The 25,978-nt window shown below is 69.7% G+C and carries 23 protein-coding genes; 18 read left to right on the plus strand and 5 right to left on the minus strand.

The features are described from left to right. Positions 1-2 precede the first annotated feature (2 nt). The 5 genes from mtrB to N5079_RS01335 all read left to right on the plus strand — a co-directional run bounded on the left by mtrB (position 3) and on the right by N5079_RS01335 (position 6,642). Positions 3-1,796 carry an MtrAB system histidine kinase MtrB gene (gene mtrB / locus N5079_RS01315; RefSeq protein ID WP_261581390.1) on the plus strand — a complete coding sequence of 598 codons (1,794 nt, stop codon included), beginning with the start codon at positions 3-5 and terminating at the stop codon, positions 1,794-1,796. Next, positions 1,786-3,528 (plus strand): LpqB family beta-propeller domain-containing protein, encoded by a 1,743-nt coding sequence (locus N5079_RS01320; protein ID WP_261581391.1) that lies wholly within the window; start codon positions 1,786-1,788, stop codon positions 3,526-3,528. Before mtrB ends, N5079_RS01320 begins: the two co-directional genes overlap by 11 nt. Positions 3,529-3,668: 140 nt before the next feature. Further along, the gene (locus N5079_RS01325) at positions 3,669-4,415 is read left to right on the plus strand and encodes a ComF family protein (RefSeq protein ID WP_261581392.1); all 747 of its coding nucleotides are present in this window, start codon (positions 3,669-3,671) and stop codon (positions 4,413-4,415) included. Positions 4,416-4,954: 539 nt separating this feature from the next. Next, positions 4,955-5,626 carry a ribosome hibernation-promoting factor, HPF/YfiA family gene (gene hpf / locus N5079_RS01330; RefSeq protein WP_261581393.1) on the plus strand — a complete coding sequence of 224 codons (672 nt, stop codon included), beginning with the start codon at positions 4,955-4,957 and terminating at the stop codon, positions 5,624-5,626. 311 nt (positions 5,627-5,937) lie between these two features. Further along, complete coding sequence (locus tag N5079_RS01335) at positions 5,938-6,642, plus strand: response regulator (RefSeq protein WP_261581394.1); 705 nt, start codon at positions 5,938-5,940, stop codon at positions 6,640-6,642. 25 nt (positions 6,643-6,667) lie between these two features. Here the strand turns inward: N5079_RS01335 and N5079_RS01340 are convergent, their stop codons facing one another. Then, positions 6,668-7,978, minus strand: a complete 1,311-nt coding sequence (locus N5079_RS01340; protein WP_261581395.1) for a winged helix-turn-helix domain-containing protein — start codon at positions 7,976-7,978, stop codon at positions 6,668-6,670. An 82-nt stretch (positions 7,979-8,060) separates the two neighbouring features. After that, positions 8,061-8,339: an HGxxPAAW family protein gene (locus N5079_RS01345; protein WP_261581396.1), complete on the minus strand. Its 279-nt coding sequence runs from the start codon at positions 8,337-8,339 to the stop codon at positions 8,061-8,063. Positions 8,340-8,570: 231 nt separating this feature from the next. Here N5079_RS01345 and secA point away from each other — a divergent pair, with 231 nt between their 5' ends. Further along, the gene (gene secA / locus N5079_RS01350) at positions 8,571-11,372 is read left to right on the plus strand and encodes a preprotein translocase subunit SecA (RefSeq protein ID WP_261581397.1); all 2,802 of its coding nucleotides are present in this window, start codon (positions 8,571-8,573) and stop codon (positions 11,370-11,372) included. Between the two features lie 215 nt (positions 11,373-11,587). Here secA and N5079_RS01355 read toward each other — a convergent pair whose 3' ends face one another. The 3 genes from N5079_RS01355 to N5079_RS01365 all read right to left on the minus strand — a co-directional run bounded on the left by N5079_RS01355 (position 11,588) and on the right by N5079_RS01365 (position 14,470). Then, positions 11,588-12,079, minus strand: a complete 492-nt coding sequence (locus tag N5079_RS01355; RefSeq protein ID WP_261581398.1) for an Rv3235 family protein — start codon at positions 12,077-12,079, stop codon at positions 11,588-11,590. 282 nt (positions 12,080-12,361) lie between these two features. Continuing rightward, positions 12,362-13,690: a PTS transporter subunit EIIC gene (locus N5079_RS01360; protein ID WP_261581399.1), complete on the minus strand. Its 1,329-nt coding sequence runs from the start codon at positions 13,688-13,690 to the stop codon at positions 12,362-12,364. Positions 13,691-13,729: 39 nt separating this feature from the next. Next, positions 13,730-14,470, minus strand: coding sequence for a GntR family transcriptional regulator (locus tag N5079_RS01365; protein ID WP_261581400.1), 741 nt, complete (start codon positions 14,468-14,470; stop codon positions 13,730-13,732). A 155-nt stretch (positions 14,471-14,625) separates the two neighbouring features. Here N5079_RS01365 and N5079_RS01370 point away from each other — a divergent pair, with 155 nt between their 5' ends. The 12 genes from N5079_RS01370 to N5079_RS01425 all read left to right on the plus strand — a co-directional run bounded on the left by N5079_RS01370 (position 14,626) and on the right by N5079_RS01425 (position 25,909). Next, complete coding sequence (locus N5079_RS01370; RefSeq protein WP_261581401.1) at positions 14,626-15,660, plus strand: SIS domain-containing protein; 1,035 nt, start codon at positions 14,626-14,628, stop codon at positions 15,658-15,660. Positions 15,661-15,673: 13 nt separating this feature from the next. After that, the gene (locus N5079_RS01375) at positions 15,674-15,910 is read left to right on the plus strand and encodes a PTS glucose/sucrose transporter subunit IIB (protein WP_261581403.1); all 237 of its coding nucleotides are present in this window, start codon (positions 15,674-15,676) and stop codon (positions 15,908-15,910) included. Between the two features lie 244 nt (positions 15,911-16,154). Next, a complete protein-coding gene (locus tag N5079_RS01380; RefSeq protein WP_261581404.1) occupies positions 16,155-16,601 on the plus strand; it encodes a PTS glucose transporter subunit IIA in 447 nt (148 codons plus the stop codon). Beyond that, on the plus strand, positions 16,601-17,227 hold the full coding sequence (locus N5079_RS01385) for an HAD family hydrolase (RefSeq protein WP_261581405.1): 627 nt from the start codon (positions 16,601-16,603) through the stop codon (positions 17,225-17,227). Before N5079_RS01380 ends, N5079_RS01385 begins: the two co-directional genes overlap by 1 nt. 34 nt (positions 17,228-17,261) lie before the next feature. After that, positions 17,262-17,519: an HPr family phosphocarrier protein gene (locus tag N5079_RS01390; protein WP_261581406.1), complete on the plus strand. Its 258-nt coding sequence runs from the start codon at positions 17,262-17,264 to the stop codon at positions 17,517-17,519. A gap of 5 nt (positions 17,520-17,524) precedes the next feature. Further along, positions 17,525-19,231, plus strand: a complete 1,707-nt coding sequence (ptsP, locus tag N5079_RS01395) for a phosphoenolpyruvate--protein phosphotransferase (RefSeq protein ID WP_261581408.1) — start codon at positions 17,525-17,527, stop codon at positions 19,229-19,231. Between the two features lie 63 nt (positions 19,232-19,294). Further along, on the plus strand, positions 19,295-20,686 hold the full coding sequence (locus N5079_RS01400) for a glycoside hydrolase family 3 protein (RefSeq protein ID WP_261581409.1): 1,392 nt from the start codon (positions 19,295-19,297) through the stop codon (positions 20,684-20,686). A 157-nt stretch (positions 20,687-20,843) separates the two neighbouring features. Further along, positions 20,844-21,512 (plus strand): HAD family hydrolase, encoded by a 669-nt coding sequence (locus tag N5079_RS01405; protein WP_410007723.1) that lies wholly within the window; start codon positions 20,844-20,846, stop codon positions 21,510-21,512. Positions 21,513-21,625: 113 nt separating this feature from the next. Then, a complete protein-coding gene (locus N5079_RS01410; RefSeq protein WP_261581410.1) occupies positions 21,626-22,132 on the plus strand; it encodes a DUF6912 family protein in 507 nt (168 codons plus the stop codon). A 112-nt stretch (positions 22,133-22,244) separates the two neighbouring features. Continuing rightward, positions 22,245-22,877 carry an HAD family hydrolase gene (locus N5079_RS01415; RefSeq protein WP_261581411.1) on the plus strand — a complete coding sequence of 211 codons (633 nt, stop codon included), beginning with the start codon at positions 22,245-22,247 and terminating at the stop codon, positions 22,875-22,877. 107 nt (positions 22,878-22,984) lie between these two features. After that, the gene (locus N5079_RS01420) at positions 22,985-23,731 is read left to right on the plus strand and encodes an HAD family hydrolase (RefSeq protein WP_261581412.1); all 747 of its coding nucleotides are present in this window, start codon (positions 22,985-22,987) and stop codon (positions 23,729-23,731) included. A gap of 135 nt (positions 23,732-23,866) precedes the next feature. Beyond that, on the plus strand, positions 23,867-25,909 hold the full coding sequence (locus N5079_RS01425) for an acetoacetate--CoA ligase (protein ID WP_261581414.1): 2,043 nt from the start codon (positions 23,867-23,869) through the stop codon (positions 25,907-25,909). The last annotated feature ends 69 nt before the right edge of the window (positions 25,910-25,978 follow it).

Genomic DNA, 25,978 nt, shown 5'->3' on the forward strand with positions numbered 1-25,978 from the left:
CGATGCCCGCCCCCGCGAAGACGAGGCCGCGCCGCAGGACACCGCGCCAGATCGCGCGCGGCGTCCGCAGGCGCGCCCGGCGCGGCGTGGGCACCGTGCGGCGAGTCTGGCGGCGCTCACTCCAGCTCCGGGTCGTCACGAGCACTCTGGTGCTGTCGATGGCCGTGGTCGCGGTGCTGGGCGTCTTCCTGATGCAGTCGATCGTCACCTCGGTGCTCAAGGGAAGCGAGCTGGCCGCGCTCCAGGAGTCTCGGGCCAACATCGCGACCGCGAGCGGCTATCTGGCCCCGCCGTTGGTCGAGGCGGGCGACCCGTCGCAGGACAACGGCTCGGGCGGCCAGACCGGAAACCCGGTCGAGGAGGCGGCGAACGCGCTGGTCACCAGGGCCGGGGGCCGCTACGACGTGGTCATCTTCAACGACGCGGGCGTCGGCGCCGGGCGGGCTTCGGGGAACCTCGACTACGGGAGCGTCCCCGACAGGCTGCGGGCCAAAGTCCAGGCGAGCGACGAGGAGGGCAAGCTCTGGAAGCAGCCATGCACGCTGAGGTATCTGGGGAAGAAGCGGCCCGAGGCGGGAATCGTCGTCGGCGCCCGGGTGAACGGCAGCTACGAGATCTACCACCTCTTTCCCCTGGGCGAGGAGGAGAGGACCCTCTACGCCGTCCAGCGCATGCTGATCGGGGTCGGCGTCGCCCTGGTGCTGCTGCTCGCAGCCATCGCCTACCTGGTCACCCGGCAGGTGGTCACTCCCGTACGGCTGGCACGGCAGGCCGCGGAACGGCTGGCGGCCGGGCGGCTCGAGGAGCGGCTCAGGGTCCGCGGTGAGGACGACCTCGCCCGGCTCGCCACGTCGTTCAACGAGATGGCGTCCAACCTGGCCGTGAAGATCCACCAGCTTGAGGAGCTGTCACAGGTCCAGCGGCAGTTCGTCTCCGACGTCTCCCACGAGCTGCGTACGCCGCTGACGACCGTCCGGATGGCCGCCGACCTGCTGTACGAGAGCCGGGAGGACTTCGATGCCCCCGCCGCCCGGTCGGCCGAGCTCATGCAGAACCAGCTTGAGCGGTTCGAGTCGATGCTCGCCGACCTGCTGGAGATCAGCCGGTACGACGCCGGGGCGGCGACTCTGGACGTCGAGTCCGTCGACATGCGCGACGTCGTCCTGCGCGCGGTCGGCGACTCCGAGGCACTGGCCGAACGGCAGGCCACCCGGTTCGAGCTCCGCCTGCCCAGCGAGCCGTGCATGGCCGAGGTGGACAGCCGCCGGGTCGAGCGCATCCTGCGCAACCTGCTGTTCAACGCCATCGAGCACGGCGAGGGCCGGGACATCGTCGTCACGCTCGGGGCCGACCGTGACGCGGTCGCGGTAGCCGTACGGGACCATGGGGTCGGGCTGAAGCCCGGCGAGGAGAACCTGGTCTTCGATCGCTTCTGGCGGGCGGACCCCTCGCGGGCGCGGACGATCGGCGGCACCGGCCTCGGCCTGGCCATCTCGCGCGAGGACGCCATCCTGCACGGCGGCTGGCTGCAGGCCTGGGGCCTGCCCGGAGAGGGCACCCAGTTCCGCCTGTCACTGCCCCGGGTCGCGGGCTCCGACCTGAAGGGATCGCCGCTGCCGCTGGTGCCGCCGGAGGTCGAGATGCGCCGCACCTGGCGGACCCACGTCACTCCGGCCCTCTCGCCGGTGGCCGTCGCGGTCTCCGAAGTCGGCGTGAGACTGCAGGACCACGCGGCCTCGGACATCGGCATGAGGTCGCAGGAAAGCACGGACCCGGGCGGCTTCAATGTGGACTAACAGGGCCGTCGTCGTGGGTGTCGCCCTGACCCTGGTCTCCGGCGGGTGCGCCATCGTGCCCACGAGCGGCAGCCCCCGGGCCGCCGAGGAGGACAACAGCCGGGACACGCTCAGCCAGCCGTATGTCCGCATGATCGCCGAGCGGCCCAAGAAAGACGCCTCGCCGTCGGACATCGTCAAGGGCTTCCAGTCCGCGATGGCGAGCTTCGACGACTCCAGCCTCGCGATCGCCCGGCTGTACCTCACCCCCGACTCGGCCCAGAAGTGGAACCCGGGGGAGGAGACGAGGATCTACGAGGGAAAGGTGTCGGAGAAGGCCGCCCCGGACCCCAAGGACCGGGACGCCACCGTGACGCTCAAGGGCAACGCGGTCGCCACCATCGACCCGGAGGGCCGCTACATGCCCACGTCCGGCGAGGTGGTCCAGACATTCACACTGGTCAAGGTCGAAACCCAGTGGCGGATCCTCTCGCCGCCCAACGCGCGGCTGTTGTCGGCCGACGATCTCAAGCGGGCCTACCGGAAGATCGACCTCTACTACCCTCCGGCCACCCGCGTCACCGGGCTCGTGGCCGACCGGGTGTGGGTGCCGATCGATCCCAGCTCGGGGGTCCCGGAGACGCGCGTCCGGAGGCTGCTCGGCGGCCCGACCAGGTCGATCAGAGACGCGGTGAGCAGCGCGTTCCCGAGCGGCACCGAGCTCAACCAGATCACCGTCGAGGGCGACACCGTCGTCGTGGATTTCTCCCCCGCCGTGGAGTCCGTCTCCTCTGACCGGATCGACGCGATGGAGGCGCAGCTCGCCTGGACCCTGCGGGATCTGGTGACGGGCAGGACCATCGAGATCCGGGTCAACGGGGAGCCGTTCCGAGGGTCCGGGCTGCGGTTCAAGCCGACGGACTACGCCCAGTTCGACCCGGATGTGCTGCCCGCCAAGCCGCAGGCGTACTACATGCAGGGCGGCAAGTTCCACTGGGTGAAGGACAACGGCGGAGGCGACCTGGTCCTCGGCGCGGCGGGTGAGCAGGCCACGAAGTTCTCCTTCCCGGCGGTGTCGGGCGAGTTCCCGGCCAGGGTCGCGGCGCTGGTCAACGGCAACGGCGTGTACGTCGCGGACATGGCCGGCGGCAGCCAGTGGCAGCGCTGGATCGCCGGCAAGGGCCTCACACCGCCCTCATGGGACCGCTACCGCTACGTCTGGTCCGCCGAGCGGGCGGACAACGAGACGCGAGTGTGGCAGGCGTACGAAGGCCAGGCGCGTCGCGTCATCATCCCGGCGGATCTCGCGACGGGCCGCATCATCGCCCTGCGGGTGTCCCGTGACGGCGCCCGGATCGCGATGAAGACGGACAGCGGCCTCGGCGCCGAGGTCAAGATCGGCACCATCGTCAGGGTCGGCCAGCAGGCGAGGATCGACAACGTCCAGACGCTCGTCGGGCCCGACAGCGGGCAGGACATCGTGGACATCGCCTGGCAGAACTCCGCCGAGCTGCTTGTCCTCTCCAAGGGCAAGGGCGGCCAGCAGCTGGCCAAGTGGTCCGTCATGGAGGGCATGGCGGCCGACACGGTCATCAGGCTGGACCCGCAGACCAAGATCGACTCGATCGTCGGCGCGCCCGACCACGTCCTCGCCGACGGCGACGGCGAGGTGCGGACCTACAGCGTCGAGAAGAGGGCCTGGACGGCGCTGGAAAAGGACGGCGCCACCACCCCCGTCTACCCTCTCGGCTGACCCCTCCCGAGCCCGGCCGCCGCCACGCAGGCCCCCGGCGCGGCTTCGGCTGCGCCCTCGCGCCCCGTCGCTTCAGCCCGCTCTGCTCGGGACGCTTCGGCGGCGGCTGTTCTGTCGGTGGGGGCTGGCATGGTGGGCACGTGCTGGGGGCGCTTCTCGATCTGATCCTTCCGCCGAGCTGCGCCGGATGCGGCGAGCCGGGGTCCGTGGCCTGTTCCTCCTGTACGGCGGAGCTCATGTGGGATCCGGCTCCGCGCCCGCCCGATCCACCGCCACCGGGCCTGCCGGAATGCTGGTCGGCGACCGGCTACGACGGCGCGGCCCGCCGCATGATCCTCGCCTACAAGGAGCGCGGCCGTACGGCTCTCGCGCCTCTCCTGGGGGACTGCCTGGCGGGGGTGGCGGCCGCGGCTCTCGACGGGTGGGCCGGTCCCGTCGCGCTCGTCCCCGTGCCGAGCGCCCGTGTGGCCTCACGGAGGCGCGGCCACGATCACGTCCGGGTGGTCGCGGCGGCGGCCGCCGGGAGACTGCGCGAGCGGGGCATGCGGGTTTCCCTTCTCCCGGCCCTCCGGCAGGCGAGGCGGGTGGCCGACCAGGCGGGGCTCAGCTCCACTCAGCGTGCCGCCAACCTGTCCGGCGCCTTCCAGGTCGGAAGCGGCCGTCCGGGGCTGCGCCGTCCTCCTCAGGGCCGTCCAGCGGCCGTCGTGCTGGTCGACGACGTCGTCACCACGGGCGCCACGCTGGCGGAGGCGGCCCGGGTGCTGCGCGCCGCCGGCGCGCAGGTGCCCTTCGCGGTCACCGTGGCCGCTACACGGAGAAAAGCGGCGACCAGGAAACCGGCGGCACAAGCCGCGACACGCCGGGAATGGTCAAATTCCGGACCATGACGCAGAGTAAAGATGGGCCCAAATCCCGACCTGACCGGCAGGACACATGTCTGTGCCGACGTCGCGGCGAACGCCCTGTTCACAGGAGACGAGAACCCCCGGCTCCGGGGGAATTCGCAATGGCGGGCCCCCTTCCGGGCCGACCGGAATCTCACTCGAACGTCACGCAAAGTGATCGTTTCATCGATCTCCTGGCTGACATTCGGTCCGCCAAGGACTAGCGTTCAGACATGGCACCCGTTCGGGTCCGTGGTTGCGCCGGACCGCCCCCCGACAGGGGATCGGTCTGGCTAGCCGATGCCAGCCGCAGGCGAAACGGCCCACGTAAGGCGACTCTTGGTCGACCGATCACGGTGCGGCTTAGAGGTAAGTCCTGCCCTCCCGGGGGTCCAGATGTCCCCCGCCAGAGGAGAAGGGCAGTAGTGGCAAGTGAGCCGCGAACCCCTCAGCAGGCGGATGTGGGGACGAAGACCAGGTCGGCCGGACGGGTGCTTCCAAGCGCCGTGCACCACAGTCGAGATGCGAAGGGGGGGCTTTGCGTGGACATCATCGTCAAGGGACGGCACACCGGAGTGAGTGACCGATTCCGTGATCATGTGGCTACCAAGCTGGCCAGAATCGAACGACTGGACAACAAGCTCATCCGAGTGGATGTGGAGGTCTCCAAGGAACCCAACCACCGGCTGAGCGGCCAGCGGGAACGGGTGGAGCTGACCATCCACTCGCGCGGGCCCGCGATCAGGGCGGAGGCGTCGGCGGACGACCGGTTCTCCGCACTGGACATCGCGCTCGGCAAGCTGGAGGAGCGCCTCCGGCGGCTCAGCGACCGGCGCAAGATCCATCACGGGAAGAACTGCCCTCCGTCGGTCGCCGAGCTCACCGCCGTGACCGGCGACAGCCAGGTGGCCGTGGAGCCCCAGTGGGCGCCCGAGCCCGAGCCGGTCCCCGCGATCGAGATCGAGATCACCGAAGAGCGGAACGAGTACGCGGAGTCGTCCATCGTTCCGATCGAGATGGACGGCGACGGGCCGCTCGTCGTCCGCGAGAAGTTCCACCCGGCCGACCCTATGACGATTGATCAGGCCCTCCTCGAGATGGAGCTTGTGGGCCACGACTTCTACCTGTTCCGTGACAAGGAAGGCGGGCAGCCCTGCGTCGTCTACCGGCGGCGCGGCTACCACTACGGCCTTCTGAGACTGGTCGAGAGCTAGCCACTCGTTCGCGTCCGGCTGATGACGCCCTGCCGGGCGCGGTCCGGAGAGCGCCCCGCTATGCGGGTGCTCCATCCGCGTTCGCCGGCCGGAGGTTCCGCTCCGGCCTCTTCCTCCGCCTCGCGACGCGTTCATCCGGATCCGCGCCCTGACGGGCACTCGTTCGCCGGACCGTCCTCAGCCGTTCTCGTGGCGCGCGACCCGTGGCTAAACCACGGGTCCGCGCGTTCCGTTGCGACGAAGATCCTCTTCCACCCCGGAACCGTGTAATGATGGCGATCCAGCGTCCTTGGCCCCCGCAAGGAGGTTCCGTGACCCGACCCGACGAAGCGGCCCGAGCATCTGGTCGCTGCGAGCCGATCCGCGTGCTGATCGTTGACGATCATGCGCTGATCCGCCGCAGCCTGGAGCTGGCACTGGCCGCGGAGCCGGACATCGAGGTGGTAGGTGAGGCCAGCGACGGTCAGGAAGCGGTCGGCCTCGCCGATCGTCTCCTGCCGGACGTGGTCCTGATGGACGTACGGATGCCGAGGCAGGACGGAATCGAGGCGACCCGGAGCATCAAGGAGTCGGTCCCGAGCACCCGGATCATCATGCTGACGGTCAGCGACGAGGAGGAGGACCTCTTCGAGGCGATCAAGGCCGGTGCCACGGGATACCTGCTCAAGGACGTCCAGATCGACGAGGTCCCCGACGCCGTCCGCGGCGTCCACGAGGGCCAGTCCCTCATCAACCCCGCGATGGCGGCCAAGCTGATCAACGAGTTCGCGAACATGAGCCGCAAGGAGGCCGAACGGCCGCCGCAGCTGCCCGTTCCGCGGCTGACCGAGCGCGAGATGGAGGTCCTCCGTCTCGTCGCCAAGGGGATGAACAACCGCGAGATCGCCAAGGACCTGTTCATCTCCGAGAACACGGTGAAGAACCACGTCCGCAACATCCTGGAGAAGCTCCAGTTGCACTCCCGCATGGAGGCCGTGGTCTACGCCGTACGGGAACGCCTGCTGGAGATCACCTAGGGGTTCTCCGGAGAGCGGCGGGGGCTCACCGTCCGGCCAGTGCGGCGCGGAGCGCCGACTCCAGGCCCGGTGCCCCGTCGGGTGCCGTCACGCGCTCGACGCGGACATCGGTGCAGCCGACCCAGCTCGCGGCCTCCCACAGCGCGTCCCGCATGCCGTGGACGGCGCTCGTACGGCTGCCGCCCGGCTCGAAACCGACCTGGCGGGCGACCAGGGTGGTGCCCTCCCGAGCCGGATCGACCCGGCCGATGATCCTGCCGCCGGCGAGCACCGGCATCGCGAAGTAGCCGTGGATCCGCTTGTCCTTCGGCACGTACGCCTCCAGGCGGTGGCTCAGGCCGAAGATCCGCTCCGTCCGGGCGCGCTCCCAGATGAGTGAGTCGAAGGGTGACAGCAGCGTCGTGCGGTGGCGGCCGCGGGGCTCGGTCTCCAGCGCCGCGGGGTCTGCCCAGGCGTTCGGCGTTCCGGAGGCGGTCACGCCCCGCCGTGCGCGCGGTAAGGGCCAGCCGGAGACGTGGACCGGCACGAGTCCGGCGGCCCCACTCAGGAGGGCGTCGTCGAGCAGGGCGGCCTGCTTACCCTTCACGCGGGTGAAGTCGACCAGGTCGGCCCTGGTCGCCACGCCGAGAGACCGGCCGGCGATCCGGGTCAGGCCCGCCACGCCCTCGGCGTCGGACAGGTCCTCGGCGAGAAGCTCCGGGGGGACGACCCGTTCGGCCAGGTCGTAGACGCGCCGCCAGCCGACCCGGCGGGTGCAGACGACCTCGCCGATGTCGAGCAGGAACTCGATCGCGATCTTCGAGTCGGACCAGTCCCACCAGGGCCCGCCATTCTTGCTGCCCCCGATGTCGGCGGTGGTGAGCGGGCCGTCCGCCCGCACGTGCTCCAGGACCTTGTCCACCGTGGGCGGCACCTCGTGCCAGCGGAACCTGCGGTCCCGGTAGGCCCGGCGGCGGAAGCCGTACAGGGGCCAGTGCTCCAGGGGAAGGATGCAGGCGGCGTGACACCAGTACTCGAACGCCACGGGCGGGTTGTGCCAGTAGGCCCGCTCCACCGTGGCCCTGCCGACCTGCCCGAGCCTGGCGTAGGCGACCAGCTCGTGGGAGCGCGCGAGCACGGAGATGGTGTCGAGTTGCACGGCGCCCACGCGCCGGAGCATGGCCGGCACGCCGCCACTCCGCGCGCCGGACCCGAGAAAGCCCTGAGCCCGCAGCACGATCCGGCGGGCCTCGTCGGCGGTGAGATCGGTCAGGCCGGTCGGGTTGACCGGGTTGGCCGTGTCGCTCAGGGGGTCGCTCAGGGGGTCGCTCAGATGGTCGGTCAGGTGGTCGGTCACAGCCAGAGATGCTAGACGGCGTGACCGACAAACCCCTTCGACCGAAAACCTCTACGACGGTGCGCGGAGGGCTCTCCGGCGCTCAGGACCGCCTGAGGACGTGGTGGTGCTCGAACGGCGAGTGGTGCTCCATCGCGGGGATCTCGCGGGGGGCGTCCACGATCACGTCCGAGAAGATGTCGAAGGCGAGGGCGAGGATCCCGCCGACGGCGCAGATCCCGGCGCCCACCCAGAAGACGAACCAGTTGGGGCCGGCCGTCAGGGCCACGCCTCCGACGACGAAGCCGATCAGGATGGTGGTGACAGCCAGCCAGGATTTGGCGCTTCCTCCGTGGCTGCCTTGGTGTGCGCTCTGTGCCATACCCCGTTTTCTACCTGATGGGCCAGGTGGTCCGTACATCGGGGGAACCTCAAGCGGCCATTTCCCGTTATAAGCAAGGCGATTAGCACGCGCTCGGGGACGCGCCGCTCCGGCCGATTGCCGGTGGCTGTGTCTGGTGATGGAACGGCCTACGATGGCAACGGGGAAGTATGTCTCGTCCTCACACCCCGGTGGATCCGCCGGGGTAGACCTGCGAGGAGCTTTACAAAAGTGGCAGCCATTCTCGACAAGATCCTTCGCGCCGGCGAAGGCAAGACTCTGCGTAAGCTCAAGCGCATCGCCGAGCAGGTCAACTCCGTCGAAGAGGACTTCAAGAGCCTGTCCGACTCCGAGCTTCGCGCGCTCACGGCCGAGTACAAGCAGCGTCATGCCGACGGGGAGTCCCTCGACGACCTGATGCCGGAGGCGTTCGCGACCGTTCGGGAGGCCGCCCGCCGGGTCCTCGGGCAGCGTCACTTCGACGTGCAGATCATGGGCGGCGCCAACCTCCACATGGGCAACATCTCGGAGATGCGCACCGGTGAGGGCAAGACGCTCACCTGTACGCTGCCGGCCTACCTCAACGCCATCTCGGGCAGGGGCGTCCACGTCGTCACGGTCAACGACTACCTGGCCAAGCGCGACGCCGACACGATGGGCCGCGTTCACCGCTTCCTCGGTCTCGAGGTCGGCGTGATCCTGGCCAACATGCCGCCCGAGGAGCGCCGGAAGCAGTACAACGCGGACATCACCTACGGCACGAACAACGAGTTCGGCTTCGACTACCTGCGTGACAACATGGCGTGGTCCATGGAGGAGTGCGTCCAGCGCGGCCACAACTTCGCCGTCGTCGACGAGGTCGACTCCATCCTCATCGACGAGGCCCGCACCCCGCTGATCATCTCCGGCCCCGGCGAGCAGTCCGGCAAGTGGTACGCCGAGTTCGCCAAGATCGTGCCCCGGCTCCGGCGCGGCGTCGAGGGCAAGGACGGCGAGGAGAGCACCGGCGACTACGTCGTGGACGAGAAGAAGCGCACGGTCGGCATCCTCGAGGCCGGCGTCGAGCGCGTCGAGGACTGGCTGGGCGTCGACAACCTCTACAAGCCGGAGCACACCCACCTGGTGCAGTTCCTGAACAACGCCCTCAAGGCCAAGGAGCTGTTCAAGAAGGACAAGGACTACATCGTCGTCGACGGCGAGGTCCTGATCGTCGACGAGTTCACCGGGCGTGTGCTGCACGGCCGCCGCTACAACGAGGGCATGCACCAGGCCATCGAGGCCAAGGAAGGCGTGAAGGTCAAGGACGAGAACCAGACTCTCGCCACCATCACCCTGCAGAACTACTTCCGCCTCTACGAGAAGCTCGCCGGCATGACCGGTACGGCCGCCACCGAGGCGAACGAGTTCCACCAGACCTACAAGCTCGGCGTCGTCCCGATCCCGACCAACCGTCCGATGATCCGCAGGGACCAGGCGGACGTGGTCTACAAGACCGAGGACGCCAAGTTCCAGGCGTGCGTCGACGACATCAAGGAGCGCTACGAGAAGGGCCAGCCGGTCCTGGTCGGCACCACGAGCGTCGAGAAGTCCGAGAAGCTCTCCCGGATGCTCAAGCGCCAGGGTGTGCCCCACGAGGTGCTGAACGCCAAGAACCACGCCCGCGAGGCCGCGATCATCGCCGAGGCGGGCCGCAAGCACGCCGTGACGGTCGCGACCAACATGGCCGGCCGAGGCACCGACATCATGCTCGGCGGCAACCCCGAGTTCCGGGCCGACCTGGAGCTGCAGCAGCGCGGCCTGTCCCCCTCCGAGACGCCGGAGGAGTACGAGAAGGCCTGGCCCGAGGCCCTGGAGAAGGCCAAGGAGGCCGTCAAGGCCGAGCACGAGGAGGTCGTCGAGCTCGGCGGTCTGTACGTGCTGGGCACCGAGCGGCACGAATCCCGCCGCATCGACAACCAGCTGCGCGGCCGTTCCGGCCGTCAGGGCGACCCCGGCGAGTCCCGGTTCTACCTGTCCCTCGAGGACGACCTGATGCGGCTGTTCAACTCGGCCAGGGTCGAGACGATCATGACGCGGCTCAACATCCCGGACGACGTGCCGATCGAGTCCGGCATCGTGTCGAAGGCCATCGCCTCCGCGCAGCACCAGGTCGAGCAGCAGAACTTCGAGATCCGGAAGAACGTCCTCAAGTACGACGAGGTCATGAACCGGCAGCGCAAGGTCATCTACGGCGAGCGCCTGCGCGTGCTGGAGGGCGCCGACCTGCACGAGCAGGTCCGCGGCTTCGTCACCGACGTCATCGACGACTACGTCAAGGCGGCGACGGCGGAGGGCTTCGCCGAGGAGTGGGACCTCGACAAGCTGTGGAAGGCGTTCGGCCAGCTCTACCCGATCTCGCTGACGGTGGACCAGCTGGTCGAGGAGGTCGGCGGGGACAAGGAGGACCTGTCCGCCCAGTTGCTCGGCGAGAAGATCAAGGAGGACGCGCTCCGCGCCTATGACCAGCGCGAGGAGGAGCTCGGCTCCGAGGCCATGCGCGAGCTGGAGCGCCGGGTCATCCTCTCGGTGCTCGACCGCAAGTGGCGTGAGCACCTCTACGAGATGGACTACCTCCAGGAGGGCATCGGCATGCGCGCCTATGCCCAGAAGGACCCGCTGATCGAGTACCAGCGCGAGGGCTTCGAGATGTTCTCCGCGATGCTCGACGGCATCAAGGAGGAGTCGGTCGGCTACCTGTTCAACCTCGAGGTCGAGGTGCAGGCCAACCCGATCGTGGAGGAGAACGCCGAGGTCGACGCGGCGGTCGCGGAGACCGGCTCGATCATCGCCCGGGCGCTGCGCCAGCCGGCCAGGCCGACCGAGATGGTCTACACCGCGCCGGGCGAGAGCGGCGACGTCGAGGTCAGCCGGGTCCGGTCCACTCCGGAGCAGCGGGCGGCCTACGGCAACGTCGAGCGCAACGCCCCCTGCCCGTGTGGCTCGGGCAAGAAGTACAAGCGCTGCCACGGCGACCCCCGCAACGCCGACGCGTGACAAGTGACGGTGATGAAACCCCCGCCGGGAGCTGCCCGGCGGGGGTTTCCCGTCTCGGCACGCGGCCGTCCAGTGCCGGCCTGGAGCGCGTGCTCCTGTGACCGGCGAAGTTTCGGCCTCTGCGAGGCGTCCAGCTGTCGGCTCGGGGCCGTGCTCACGAGTCCGGGCGGGGTGTGTGGGAGCGGGCCGAGCGCGGCTGCCCTCTCACATGCGCCCTATGCCGTCTCGAACTCGGTGACCAGCCACTGCACGCCGTACCGTTCGAGGCGCAGGGCGAGCACGCGGCTGCGCGTGCCGCAGTGGACCAGCAGGCACATCTCGACCACGCCCGCGCGCGGCTGCTGGACGTGGGGGAGGCCGACCAGCGGCGGACGCTGGGTCTCGATCATCCTTCCGGCCCGGATCAGCTCCCGGTAGGCCCGCTCGGACAGCCGGTCCTGGACGGTCTCCGGTGGCCGGCGTCCGCAGAGGATCTCGGCCACCGCCTGGCCCAGGCCGCGCAGCCGCCGCTCGTCGGGGAGCGACCCGGGGGGCGCGATGATGATCGATCCCCTGGGGGCCGCCGTGCCGTTCTCGCCGGGATCCCGGGCCAGGGCGAGCGAGCCGTACGTTCTGGGCGTGGCGCCCCTGACCTCCGGCTCATCGTCGTACGGAGGCTCCGCCGAGGGGACGGACACGAGCCGGGGCAGGGGGATCGGCTTGGGCATCGGGACTCCGTTGTCGTCGTCTGTCGTGGTCGGACCTGACGACTAATAGAGGTTCCGGGCGCGCGGCCTGATACAGCCGTCGCCAACTTTGCCGATCCCCGGGCCACTATGAGCGAATTCGCGGGGGAACATTCTCTTCGGTTGGTGCGGACCAGGGGATGACGAGACTGTTTCCGGCGCGTAATTGTCATGATTATCGGCGGCCGGAATTGTGGGGAAAGACGGCAGGGGCGCCCGGGATGACCGGACGCCCCTGCTCGTGAGATGGGGTGCTGTTAAAGGTCAGACGTGGCTGCGTGGCGATTCGATGCTTTCGCCGGAGTCCACGTCGGGCTCCGGCTCGCGGCCGGGGGTCATGATGTTCAGCCTCTTGATCAGGAAGCTGAAGACCGCGTAATACACGAAGAAGTAGATGACGCCGATCAGCATGATCAGCAGGAAGTTGTGCGTGTTTCCCTTGGTCGCGTTGAGCCCGGCGTCGATGACACCCGCGGAGAACCCGAAGCCGAGCCGCCCGTCGAGCGCCGCGACGAGGGCCATGGAGATGCCGGTGAGGAGCGCGTGCACGACGAACAGCACCGGGGCCACGAAGATGAACGCGAACTCGATCGGCTCGGTGATGCCGGTGACGAACGAGATCAGCGCCGAGGAGATCATGATCGAGCCGACGGCCCCGCGACGGTGCGGCGGGGCGGCCCGCCAGATGGCGAGGGCGGCGGCCGGCAGGCCGAACATCATGACGGGGAAGAAGCCCGCCATGAACGCGCCCGCGCCGTCCTGCCCCGCGAAGTAGCAGTTGAGGTCGCCCGCCGCGTGAACCGCTGGGCAATCCGGCACGGTGAACCAGACGATCGAGTTGACGAAGTGGTGCAGGCCGAAGGGGATCAGCGCCCGGTTGACCACGCCGTAGATTCCCGCGCCCACCGTGGAGTTGTGGGCCAGCCAGTCACCGAAGGTCGTGAGGCCCTGGCCGATCGGCGGCCAGATCAGGCCGAACAGCACGGCGAGGATGAGGGCGGCCAGCGCGGTGAGGATGGGCACGAACCGGCGGCCACCGAAGAACGCCAGCCACGCGGGCAGCTTCGTCCGGTAGTACCGCTGCCACAGCAGCGCCGCGACGAGGCCGATCAGGATGCCCCCCAGCACGCCCGTGGGGTTGGCGGAAGCGAGGTTGAGCACCTCGTTGGGCTTCCCGTCCGCCCCGACGACGTTCTGCGCCACCTTCTTGTGCACGGCCAGGTCCGCCGACGCGTCGAAGAACATCAGATGCGTGACCCGGTCCCACACGAGATATCCGACGACGGCGGCGAGCGCGGTCGAGCCGTCGGAGCGGCGGGCGAACCCGACGGCCACGCCGACCGCGAACAGCAGCGGCAGGGCGGCGAAAAGCGCGTCTCCGGCGCCGCCGACGATCTGCGCGATCTTGTCCAGCGTCGCGTTGTCCGTACGGCCCAGCAGGTCGTCCTGGCCGACGCGGAGAAGAATGGCCGCGGCGGGCAGCGCCGCGATGGGAAGCATGAGGGAGCGGCCGATGCGGGACAGCACGGCCATCGCCGGGGACTGCTGTCCGGGAGCGGCGGGCAGACCCGCGTCGGCGGACGTGGAACTCATTTCGTTTCCTCCAGGGAGGGGGGATACGGGAGGAGACCGCTAGGAGCGTCTGGTCGGAATCTCGAGAAGAGTCCGGAGCTGGTAGCGGTCGGCGCGATACGTGGAGACCCCGAGTTCGGCGCACACCCCTCCGGCGAAGGACCGGCGCTGCAGCAGCAGGACGGCCCCGCCACGGGGCAGCTTGAGCAGGTCGGCGTCGCCTGGATCGGCGATGCCGCCGTCGATGGTGAGCTCCCCGCCGTCCAGCACGAGGCCGTATCGGGACTCGAGCAGGGCGTACAGAGATAGGCCGGTCAGGTCATAGGCATCGAGATCGGGAGCGAGCACGACCGGGATGTGGGCGCGCTCGATGCTCAGCGGTTCCCCGTCCGCTGTGCGCAACCGCTCGATGAAGTGCACGGCGTCCCCAGGCTGTATACCGAGTTCCCGTGCGAGATGGGCGCTGGCCCGGACCACTCGCCGGTCCAGGTCACGGGAGCCCGGCTCCATGCCGCGCGCCCGCATGTCATCGCTGAAAGAGGTGAGCTGGAGGGCCAGTTCGATCTTCGGACGCGCGACGAACGTGCCCTTGCCGGGGACCCGGTGCAGGCGGCCCTCGGACACAAGGTGGTCCACGGCCTGACGTACTGTCATCCGTGACAGGCCGAAGCGCTGGCACAGCTCGCGTTCCGAGGGGATCGCCGCACCGATCGGCAGCTCGTTGCTCTCGATGAGGTCGAGCAGAATCTCCCGAAGCTGGAAGTACTTCGGCACCGGGCTGTCCGGATCGATCTGGGCCACTGATCCCTCCCCTCTCGATCTGATCAGACGAATAAGTTATGGTTCGTACTGGTCTAGTCCGGACTAGACCACAGCCCAGAAATGTGTGTCAATCTGTGGGCCGGCGTCGGATCGGTAACGGCCCTCTCCCTCTCGCCACCAAGGATGAGCACCGGATGACGACCAAGATGCGCAGCGAGATCGCCGAGCAGCCGGCCGCGCTGCGGGCGACGCTGGACGCCCTGCTTCCTCGAACCGGGGAGGTAGAGGAGCTCGCGCGGGACACCCGTCAACTGCTGTTCATCGCGCGCGGCACCTCTGACAACGCGGCGGTGTACGGCCGCTACCTGATCGAGGCGCGGGCGGGCCGCCTGTCGGCGCTCGCCGCCCCCTCGATCGCCACGACGTACCGGCGCAGGCTCGACCTCGACGGCGTGCTGGCCGTGGGCCTGTCCCAGTCCGGCCGCACCGAGGAGATCGTCGAGACCCTGCAGTGGGCGAAGGACTGCGGCGCGAAGACCGTGGCCATCACCAACGGCGGCGAGCAGTCGCCGCTGGCCCTGGCCGCCGACCTCGCCCTGTGCACCCTCGCCGGCGAGGAGAAGGCCGTCCCGGCGACCAAGACGTACACCACGCAGCTGGCGGCGCTCGCCGTGCTCGCGCTCGGCCTCGGCGCCGACGTGGACCGCGACGACCTCCAGCGGGTGCCGGACGCGGTGGAGAAGCTCATCTCCGACCCCGGTGACCTGGACGCGATCGTCGAGGGCCTCGCCGACAAGCCCGGCGTGGTCGTGTCCGGCCGCGGCCTGGCGTTCTCGACCGCGCTGGAGATCGCGCTCAAGCTCAAGGAGGCGTGCTACCTGCACGCCATGGGCCTGTCGTACGCCGACCTGCTGCACGGCCCGATCGCGGTCGTGGACGAGGACACCCCGGCGATCCTCGTCGCGGCGGGCGAGGGCCCGACGCTGGCGGGCACGGTCTCGCTGGCGCAGCGGGTGACCGGCGCGGGCGCGTCGGCCTTCGGCGTCGGCGGCGGAACCGAGCTGGCCGCCGCCTCCACGGCCGCGCTCAACGGACCCGACCTGCCCGAGTGGGTGGCCCCCCTTGGGCTCATCGTTCCCGGGCAGTTGCTCACCGAGGCGCTCGCCCGCAGGCTCGGTATCGACCCGGACGCCCCCCGTGGTCTGAACAAGGTCACTCAGACCGACTGAATGGAGAACCCCCATGGCTGCGGACGCCGAGGCGATCATCGCCGGGCTCGGTGGTGCTGACAACATCATCGAGATCGAGCCGTGCATCACACGGTTGCGCACCGAGGTGCACGACGCCTCGAAGGTGGACCAGGCCGCCCTCAAGGCCGCCGGCGCCCACGGGGTGATGGCGGCCGGCAATGTCGTGCAGGTCGTGGTGGGTCCGGAGGCCGACACGATCGCCAGTGACATCGAGGACATCATCGGCTGACGCCTGTGCGTGCGGCTCACGCCGGCTGCCCGGTCCACGGGCCTGTGCCGGCGTGGGACCGCCCGCAAAGGGCGAACCCCGCATCGGCTCCGCGCTTCGCAGGCGGGCCGGCGCCGGGTGCCGGGATGTCACACGCGAACCCCCCGCCGGCACCAGCTCGACGACGCGTCGGCGGAAGCTCGGCGGGCGCCTCGACGGACGCTTCGACGGGATGCCGGATGGGATCTCAGGGAAGGGCGCTTCATTGACGACTGTTCTCGCCCCGGTCGCGGGGACGGTGATCGGCCTCGCGGCCGTGCCGGATCCGGTGTTCTCGCAGGCCATGGTGGGCCCGGGAACGGCGATCGACCCCGCCCGCGAGCCCCTTGAGGCCGTGGCCCCCGTCGGCGGCACCATCATCAAGCTGCATCCGCACGCCTACGTCGTCGTCGGGGACGACGGCAGGGGGGTCCTCGTGCATCTCGGCATCGACACGGTCCAGCTCAAGGGCGAGGGCTTCCGGCTGCTCGCGGCCGAGGGCGACCACGTCGAGGCCGGCCAGCCCGTGGTGGCCTGGAACCCGGCGAGCGTCGAGGCGGGCGGCCGGTCACCGGTCTGCCCCGTAGTGGCGCTCGACGCCTCCGCCGATGCCGTTCACGTCCTCGCGGAGGGTTCCGTGAGCGCCGGCGACGAGCTATTCCAGTGGGCGTGATGGAGGCCGCGCTCTTCGACCTGGACGGCACGCTGATCAACACCGAGCCGCGGAGCCTGGCCCTGTGGCGCATGCTGCTGGAGAACCACGACATCCCTCACGACGAGGACCTGCTGCGGCGCTTCATGGGCCGCCGCAGCTCCGACGTCCTGCCCGAGCTGTTCCCGGACGCCGACAGTGAGGCGCTGATCGCCGAGGTTCGCTCCTACTACGACCGTCCCGGCCTGCCCGACATCCTGCCGGTTCCGGGTGCGGCCGACCTGGTCCGGCGGGTGGTGGAGACCGGCTCGCCGGTCGCGCTGGTCACCTCGGCCCATCGCAGCTGGGCCCTGGACCGGCTCGAGGAGGTGGGCGTCGCCCATCTGGTCCAGACCATTGTGACGGCCGAGGACGTGGCGGTGGGCAAGCCCGACCCCGCGGGTTTCCTGACGGCCGCCGACCGGCTCGGGGTCGAACCCGTCCGCTGTGTGGCGTTCGAGGACTCCCTCGCCGGGATCGCCGCCGCCCGGGCGGCGGGTATGACGTGTGTCGGAGTGGCGACCACGCATCATCCCGATGAACTTTCCCATGCAGACCTGGTGATAGCCGATCTGTCGGGTATTGATTGGCCTTTGACCGAGATATAGGTGGTCTGGACCGCCTGCAGCAGGAGGAGGAATCGTGGCCGAACGCAAGGTCAGCGTGGCATCCGAGGTCGGGCTGCACGCCCGCCCGGCGGCGACGTTCGTGCAGACCGCGGCCAAGGCGCCCTTCGACGTGACCATCGCGAAGGCGGGGGGCCAGCCGGTGAACGCGAAGAGCATCCTGTCGGTGCTCGCCCTCGACGTCCGTCAGGGGGAGTCCATCGTCATCACCGCCGAGGGCGAGGGCGCCGAAGATCTCCTCGACCAGCTCGCCGAGATCGCGTCGGCGTCCTGACGCCCGTGGACGAGGACGACACCGAGACGGGGCGGCTGCTCGCGGGCACGGGGGTCAGCCCCGGAGCGGGGTACGGCCCGGCGTATCTCGTCGTGGGGAACATCCCCGAGCCTGACAAGGACTCCCGGCACGACGGCGACGCCGGGGCCGAGCGGGACCGGGCCGAGCGGGCGCTGGAGCAGGTGGCCGCCGACCTGGAGGCGCGAGGCGTCCAGGCGGGGGGCGAGGCCGAGGAGGTGCTCGGCGCGCAGGCCATGATGGCCCGTGACCCGGGGCTCGCGGGCGAGGTCGCCGCGCTCGTCGACCAGGGCGCCGCAGCCTCGAGAGCCGTCTTCGACGCTTTCAAGAAATATCGGGATCTGCTCGCTGCTGCCGGGGGTTATCTCGGCGAGCGCGTCGCCGACCTCGACGACATCCGCGACCGCGCGATCGCCGTGCTCACCGGCCTGCCGATGCCGGGCGTGCCCACCACGGCCGCCGAGCCGTACGTGCTGGTCGCCCGTGATCTCGCCCCCGCCGACACCGCTCTGCTGACCAGGGACGTCGTCGCCGCCTTCGTGACAGAGCAGGGCGGCCCGACCAGCCACACGGCCATCCTCGCCCGCTCGATGGGCGTGCCGGCCGTCGTCGGCTGCGTGGCCGCGACCGCGATCCCGCCGGGCACGCCCGTGCTGGTCGACGGGGCCTCCGGTGACGTACGGCTCTCGCCCTCGGAAGAAGAGGTCGCCGAAGCCCGCGCCGCCGACCAGGCCAGGCGGGCCGTGCTCTCGGCCACGACCGGTCCCGGCGCCACCGCCGACGGCCATGCCGTACCGCTGCTCGCCAACATCGGCGGCCCGCGCGACCTCGACGCCGCGCTCGCGGCCGGGGCCGAGGGCGTTGGCCTCTACCGCACGGAGTTCCTCTTCCTCGACCGGGAGACCGCCCCTTCGGCCGAGGAGCAGGAGAAGGCCTACCGGGCCGTGTTCGAGGCGTTCCCCGGCGGGAGGGTCATCGTCAGGACGCTCGACGCGGGCGCCGACAAGCCACTGGCCTTCCTGCCGCCTCCCGAAGAGGAGCCCAACCCGGCTCTCGGCGAGCGTGGCGTTCGTATGTTCCGGCGATATCCGGACATCATGGCCGCCCAGCTCGGCGCGCTGGGCCGTGCCGTGGCAGGTACGTCGGCGAAGGCCCAGGTCATGGCCCCGATGGTGGCGACCGTCGAAGAGGCGGCGTGGTTCGCGGAGGCCTGCCGTACGGCGGGGCTGTCCAGCGCCGGGATCATGATCGAAGTGCCCTCGGCGGCGCTCCGGGCCGCGGACCTGATCGAGGCCGTCGACTTCTTCTCGATCGGCACGAACGACCTCACGCAATATGCGCTGGCCGCCGATCGCCAGGTCAGCGCCGTCTCCGAGCTCCAGGACCCCTGGCAGCCCGCTGTGCTCGACCTCATCGCACTGGCGGCCTCGGCCGCCACGGCCGCGGGCAAGGGCTGCGGGGTCTGCGGCGAGGCGGCGGCGGACCCGGTCCTCGCCTGTGTGCTCGTCGGCTTGGGCGTGACCTCGCTCTCCATGGCGTCTCCCGCGTTGCCGTGGGTCCGCGCCGCGCTCGGACGGCACACACTGGACCAGTGCCGGACGGCCGCCGCCGCGGCACGGTCGGAGACGTCGGCGGGCGTGGCGAAGGCCGCCGCGAGGGCCGAGCTTCCCGGCCTCGGAGCGCTCGCGCTGTGAGGCACCGCAGATGCTGTGGAGCTTTGGCAGCGAACGGTCCGCGAGCGTAGATAACGTAAAGAGGTGTTGGAACTGCGGCGCAGGGTCGGGCGGGGGGCCATCGGCCTCGTGGCTTTCATCGTGACGGGATGCTCCGCCGGCCTGGGGAGCAGCGCGCCGCCCTCCACACGTTCTCCCGCCGCGCCGCCGGCTGTGCCCACGGCTGTGCCGTCCACCGTGCCCCCGGCTTCCGTGCCCCCGACTTCCGTGATCACGGTGGAGCCGTCAGATGGCGACCCGTCCACCCCGGCGGACGTCTCGGACGCGCTCGCCGGGATGACCGTCGAGGACAAGGTCGGCCAGCTCTTCATGACCGTCGTGTACGGCTCGCACGCCGGCTCCTCCAGCAAGGAGAACCAGGCGAGGTACGGCGTGGCCACCCCGGCCGAGGTGGTGGCGAAATACCGGCCAGGCGGGGTGATCCTCTTCCCGTGGGCGGGCAACGTCTCCAGCGCCACGCAGGTCGCCGCGCTCACCACCGGCCTGCGGAAGGCGTCTTCGAAGACCCCGCTGCTGATCGGCGTCGACCAGGAGAACGGGCTCGTCTCGCGGCTGCGCCCACTGGTCACGGAGCTGCCGGGCTCGATGGCCATCGGCTCGACCGGCGACCCCGGGAACGCGCGGGACGCGGCACGGGTGACCGGCGAGGAGTTGCGGGATCTGGGCGTCTCCCTCGATTACGCGCCGGTCGCGGACGTCAACATCAACCCCCGCAACCCGGTGATCGGCCCACGGGCCTACGGGTCCGATCCGCGTGAGGTCGCCGCGATGGTCGGCGCGGCGGTGGACGGGTTCCACGCCGCCGGCGTCGCCTCGGTGGCCAAGCACTTCCCCGGGCACGGCGACACCTCCGTCGACAGCCACACCGGGCTTCCCGTCATCCGACATTCCATGGCGCAGTGGGAGAAGCTGGACGCGCCGCCGTTCCGCGCGGCCATCGCGCAGGGAGTCGACGCGATCATGTCGGCCCACGTCGTCATGCCGAAGCTCGACCCCTCCGGCGATCCTTCGACGCTGTCCCGCAAGATCCTGACCGGGCTGCTCCGCGAGAAGCTGGGCTTCGACGGCGTGATCACCACCGACGCGCTCGACATGGCGGGCGTCCGGAAGAAGTACGGCGACGCCGAGGTGGCGGTGCGGGCCATCCTGGCCGGTGCCGACATGCTTTTGATGCCGCCGGACTTCCGTACGGCGTACGGCGCCGTCCTGAAGGCGGTCCAGACGGGACGGATCAGCGAGGAGCGGCTGAACGAGTCCGTGACGCGGATCCTTCACCTTAAGGAGTCGCGCGGCGTGTTCGAGGCGACGCACACGGATCCCGGCGCCCTGAAGTCCAGCGAGCATCTCAAGGTCGCCAGGCGGATCCGCGCCGCTGCGGCGGCCCGCGCGCAGTCCCTGCCGATGCGCGCCCTGTGACAGGCGCTCTGGTTTGCCTGTGATGGGAGCCCCTGTGATGGGAGCCCCTGTGATGGGAGCCCCTGTGATGGGAGCCCCTGTGATGGGAGCCCTGTGATGGGTGGCCCTGAGTAGGTGGCCGTGATGCGCTCTGCGAGAGGGCCTTATCCTGTACGGCGTGTCAACAGACGGTGCCGTGCTCAAGGGTGTGCTGATCGACTGGGGCGGGGTGCTCACGACGAGCATGGCCGACTCCATCGCCGAATGGATCGAGGCCGACCGCATCGACTCCGGCCATTACCGGGACGTCATGCGCGAGCTCATCCTCCATGCCTACGAGGCCGGAGCCGCGCCGGGTGAGAACCCGATCCACGCGCTGGAGCGGGGTGAGGTCCCGGCGGCCGAGTTCGAGCGCAACCTGGCCGCCCGGCTGCGGACGCTCGACGGCGTGCCGCCCGAGGCCGACGGACTGCTGACCCGGATGTTCGCCGGGTTCCGGCCGGTGGAAGAGATGCACGACATGCTGCGCCTGGCCCGCGCGGCCGGGCTCGCCACCTGCCTGGTGTCCAACTCGTGGGCCAACGACTACCCCCGGGACCTGTGGGACGGGCTCTTCGACGCCATCGTCATCTCCGGCGAGGTCGGCATGCGCAAGCCGGAGCCGCGCATCTTCGAGCACGCCCTCGGCATGGTGGCGCTGCCGGCTGAGCGGTGCGTCTTCATCGACGACATCAAGGCCAACATCGAGGCCGCCGAGGCGCTCGGTTTCGTCGGCATCCACCACAGCGACGCGTCGGCCACCATCGCGGAGATGGAGCGGCTCTTCAGCCTGCCGTTCAGGCCGTGAGCTCGGACTCGCGGCGACCGTCGGCAGCGGGTGCCCGGCCGTTGACCAGGACCGGAATCCCGAGCACGCCAAATACTGAAATATCGTGACAATACTCGTGAGTCGAGGAACGCATGCGCGTATATCTGCCGTGCACGCTCCCCGCGCTGGCCCAGGTGGCCGCGGCGGGCGAGCTTGGACCGGCCCCGCTGACCGGCTACGCCGTGACCCCCGCACTTATCGAGTGGTATGTCTCCGGTGACACCGAAGAGCTCGAGTACGTCGCGCTCACCGAGGCCGCCCGTGCCTCTCTCCGCATGCTGGTCGCCGACCGCGCCGACGGCGTCGAGGTGCCCGCCAGACGGGTCGTCGTCGCGGCCGAGGTGCCGGACGACATCGTGAAAAGCAGCCCCGACCTGGAGGAACGCGCCCGGGTGCGGCTGCTGGAGCCGGTCACGCTCGGCATGCTCGCCGCCGTCCACGTGGACGACCCCACCGCCGTCGAGGACATCGACGCGGCGGTCGCCGCGCTCCCGGCCGCCGACCAGGGAGATGACGACGCCCAGTTCGTCGTGGACGGCGCCGAGGATCACGAGCTGATGTGGTACGCCACGCAGGAGATCCCCGACCTCCTGAACTGACCGCGTCTGACCTGACCAGGCCTCGTCTCACCGAATCTGACCTCACCGTCGGCTGACATGACCGTCGCGGTTCACGGAAATGTCATAGGTGCGGTCTATCCTCGGGAGCGATATGACGCACATAGTTTGGGACTGGAACGGCACGCTGTTCCACGACATCGACGCGGTCGTCGGAGCGACGAACGAGCTCTTCCAGCCGTACGGCCTGGGCCCCTTCGACGCGGACAGTTTCCGCGAGGTCTACACCCGCCCGATCTGGGTGGCCTACGAGCGCATGCTGGGGAGGTCGCTCAAGGAAGGCGAGTGGGAGCTCCTCGACCTGGGGTTCCACGAGCACTACCACCGGCTGATGCTGGCTTGTCAGCTCGCCGAGGGAGCCACGGCCAGCCTGCGGGCCTGGGAGGACGCCGGGCGGACCCAGTCGCTGCTGTCCATGTGGGGCCACGAGCGGCTGGTCGGAAAAGTCGGCGAGTTCGGCATCGACGGGCACTTCATCCGGGTCGACGGGCTGCGCTCCGCCTCCGGCGGGACCAAGGCCGAGCACATGGTCGAGCATCTCAAGGCGCTCGAGCTGGATCCGGCGAAGGTGGTCGTCATCGGCGACAGCGTGGACGACGCGCACGCGGCCCAGCACGTCGGCGCCCGCGCGATCCTCTACACGGGCGGCATGACCAAGCGCTCGGAGCTTCAGCGCGTCGGCGTCCCTGTCGTCGACTCGCTCGCCGACGCTCTGGACAGGGTCTGACGCGCCGGCCCGCTCGGCGAGGTCAAGCGGTCAGGGGTATGCGACGGATGAGCTCGGCATTGGACGGCTTCAGCTGCGTGCGATAGCCGTACCCTTGGGCACGAGCCATGCCGAAACCCCCCACGGAGGCCACGATTAACCGCCTCGTTCTCTGGAACGTTGATCTCACCCTGGTCGATGTCACCATCGTGGCCCGCGATGCCTACGCGGACGCGTTCCGGATGGTCACCGGGCGACCGCTCGTCAAGCTCGCGCCGGCGATGGGCCGCCCCGACTCCGAGATCATCTTCGAGACGCTGGCCATCAACGGCATCGTGGTCGAGGACTATCACCTGCCGCGTTTCCTCGACGCGCTCGCGGTCTCCTTCGGCGACAAGCACAGGAGGCTGGCGAAGGAGGGGCGGACGATGCCGGGGGCCAGGGACGCGCTCAAGGCCGTCTCGCGGCTCGACGGGGTCGTCCAGTCCGTGCTCACCGGCACCATCAAGGGCAACGCGGTGCACAAACTGAAGGCCTTCGGGCTCGACAAGTGGGTCGACTTCGAGGTGGGCGGCTATGGCGAGGAGGTCTATCCCAAGGCCACACTGCTGCAGGTGGCGCAGGGAAGGGCCAAGGCGAAGTACGGCGCGGCGTTCACCTCGGGCAACACCGTGCTCGTCGGCGACTCGACCCGCGACGTCCAGGCGGCCAGGATCGGCGGCGCCGCCATGATCGCCATCGCGTCGGGCCGGTCCACGGCGGCCGAGTTGACCGAGGCGGGCGCGGACATCGTGCTGCCGGACCTGTCGAACGCCTCCGAGGTCGTGGCCGCCGTCGCCCGCCTCACCACGCCAGCCGACCGCAAGGCCGGCTGAGCGGCCACCACGCCTCCACACGCGGATCGCGATCGACCACCTCAGAGCCCACATATATAAGGCCCACATATGACCGGCCCCTTCTATGTGGGCGGCGATGGTGACATACAGGGCGCCCCTCGTAAGGATGGGCACATGGTTGAGGAAGGCATGCTGCTCTGGGAGCCCACGCCGGACGTCGTCCGTGACGCTCGGATCACCCGTTTCATGGAACGGCTCGGCCGGCCGGTGGACTACCAGGACATGTGGCAGTGGTCGGTCAAGTCTCCGGCCGAGTTCTGGACGTCGGTATGGGACTACTTCGGTGTGCTCGGTGAGCGTGGTGACGGGCCCGTCATCAGTGGGACGATGCCGGACGCGAAATGGTTCGCCGGAACGGTGACCAATTACGCCGAGAACGCGCTGCGCGGCGACCCCGACCGCATTGCCGTGATTTTCCGTGACGAGGCGGGGAGCCGGCGCACGTATACCCTTGGCGAGCTGCGCGAGGAGGTCGCCCGGGTGCGTTCCGGGCTCGTACGGCTCGGCGTCGGCCGTGGCGACCGGGTGGCCGGTTATGTTCCGAACATCCCGGAGGCGCTGATCGCCTTCCTGGCGACCGCTTCGCTGGGCGCGATCTGGTCGTCGTGCTCGCCGGACTTCGGCGCGCCGAGCGTCATCGACCGATTCACCCAGATTGAGCCGAAAGTCCTCATCGCGGTGGACGGCTATCGGTACGGCGGCAAGTCTTTTGACCGCTCCGACGTGGTGCGCGACATCGCCGCCAAGCTGCCCGGCCTCGTGGCGACTGTGTGGATCGACTACCTCGCGCCCGGCAAGGACGGGTCTGCGGGCCGTATGACCGTGCCGGACCAGGAGGACGCGGGCCGTACGGCCGTGCCTGGCGGGGAGAACGCGGGCGGATCGGCGAGGGCGGCGCGCGAGTCGCGCTGGCAGGAGCTGCGGGCCGAGGCCGCCGGGCCCCAGTCCGAGCGGGCGGAGTTCGAGCGGGTCCGGTTCGAGCGGGTGCCGTTCGACCATCCGCTCTGGGTGCTGTACTCGTCCGGCACGACCGGCCTGCCCAAGCCCATCGTGCACGGGCACGGCGGCGTCCTGCTGGAGCACCTGAAGTCGATCTCCTTCCACCAGGACCTCGGCGAGGGGGATGTGTTCTTCTGGTACACCACCACCGGCTGGATGATGTGGAACTACCTCATCGGTGGCCTGCTCGTGGGGGCCACCGTCCTCCTCTACGACGGCAGCGCGACCCACCCGGAGACCGGCGCCCTGTGGAACCTGGTGGCCGAAGAGGGCGTCACCTACTTCGGCACCGGCGCGCCGTACCTCATCGCGTCGATGAAGGCCGATCTGAAGCCGTCCGGGCTGGAGCGGCTGCGGGGGATCGGCTCGACGGGCTCACCGTTGCCGCCGGAGGGCTTCGCCTGGGTCTACTCCGACGTGAAATCCGGCGTGCAACTCGGGTCGTTCTCGGGCGGCACCGACGTGTGCACGGGCTTCGTGGGCGCGGTGCCGCTGCTGCCGATCAGGGCCGGCGTGATCCCGTGCCGCTGCTTGGGCGCCCTGGTGGAGGCCTTCGACCCCGCGGGCACTCCCGTGGTCGGCGAGGTGGGGGAGCTGGTGGTGACCCGGCCCATGCCCTCGATGCCGGTCATGTTCTGGAACGACCCCTCGGGAGACCGCTACCGGGAGTCGTACTTCGCCGACTACCCCGGCGTCTGGCGGCACGGCGACTGGATCAAGATCCTTCCTGACGGGAGCTGCGTCATCTATGGTCGCTCCGACTCGACCCTCAACAGGGGAGGGGTCCGGATGGGCACCAGCGAGTTCTACCGGGTCGTAGAACGCTTCGAGGAGATCACGGACAGCCTGGTGATCGACACGGGCAGGCTCGGTCAGGACGGCAGGCTGCTGCTCTACGTCACCCTCGGGGAGGGCGAGACCCTGTCCGACGATCTGGTCTCCCGGCTGCGTACGGCCCTGCGGACGGAGCTGTCCCCCCGCCATGTGCCCGACGAGATCCACGAGGTCCCCGGCATCCCCCGGACGCTGTCCGGTAAGAAGCTGGAGGTGCCGGTACGGAAGATCCTTCTCGGCACGCCCGTCGAGCAGGCCGCCAACCCCGACGCCATGGCCAACCCCGAGGTCCTGAGCCACTTCCTGCCGGAGTCCTCGCGCTGACCCCTCTCCTGCCTTGCTTATAAGTGCAGTCCTTATAAGTGCAGTCCTTATAAGTGCGGTTCTTATAAC

It is taken from the genome of Planotetraspora sp. A-T 1434 (assembly GCF_025420585.1).
GTDB lineage: Bacteria > Actinomycetota > Actinomycetes > Streptosporangiales > Streptosporangiaceae > JAOEGB01.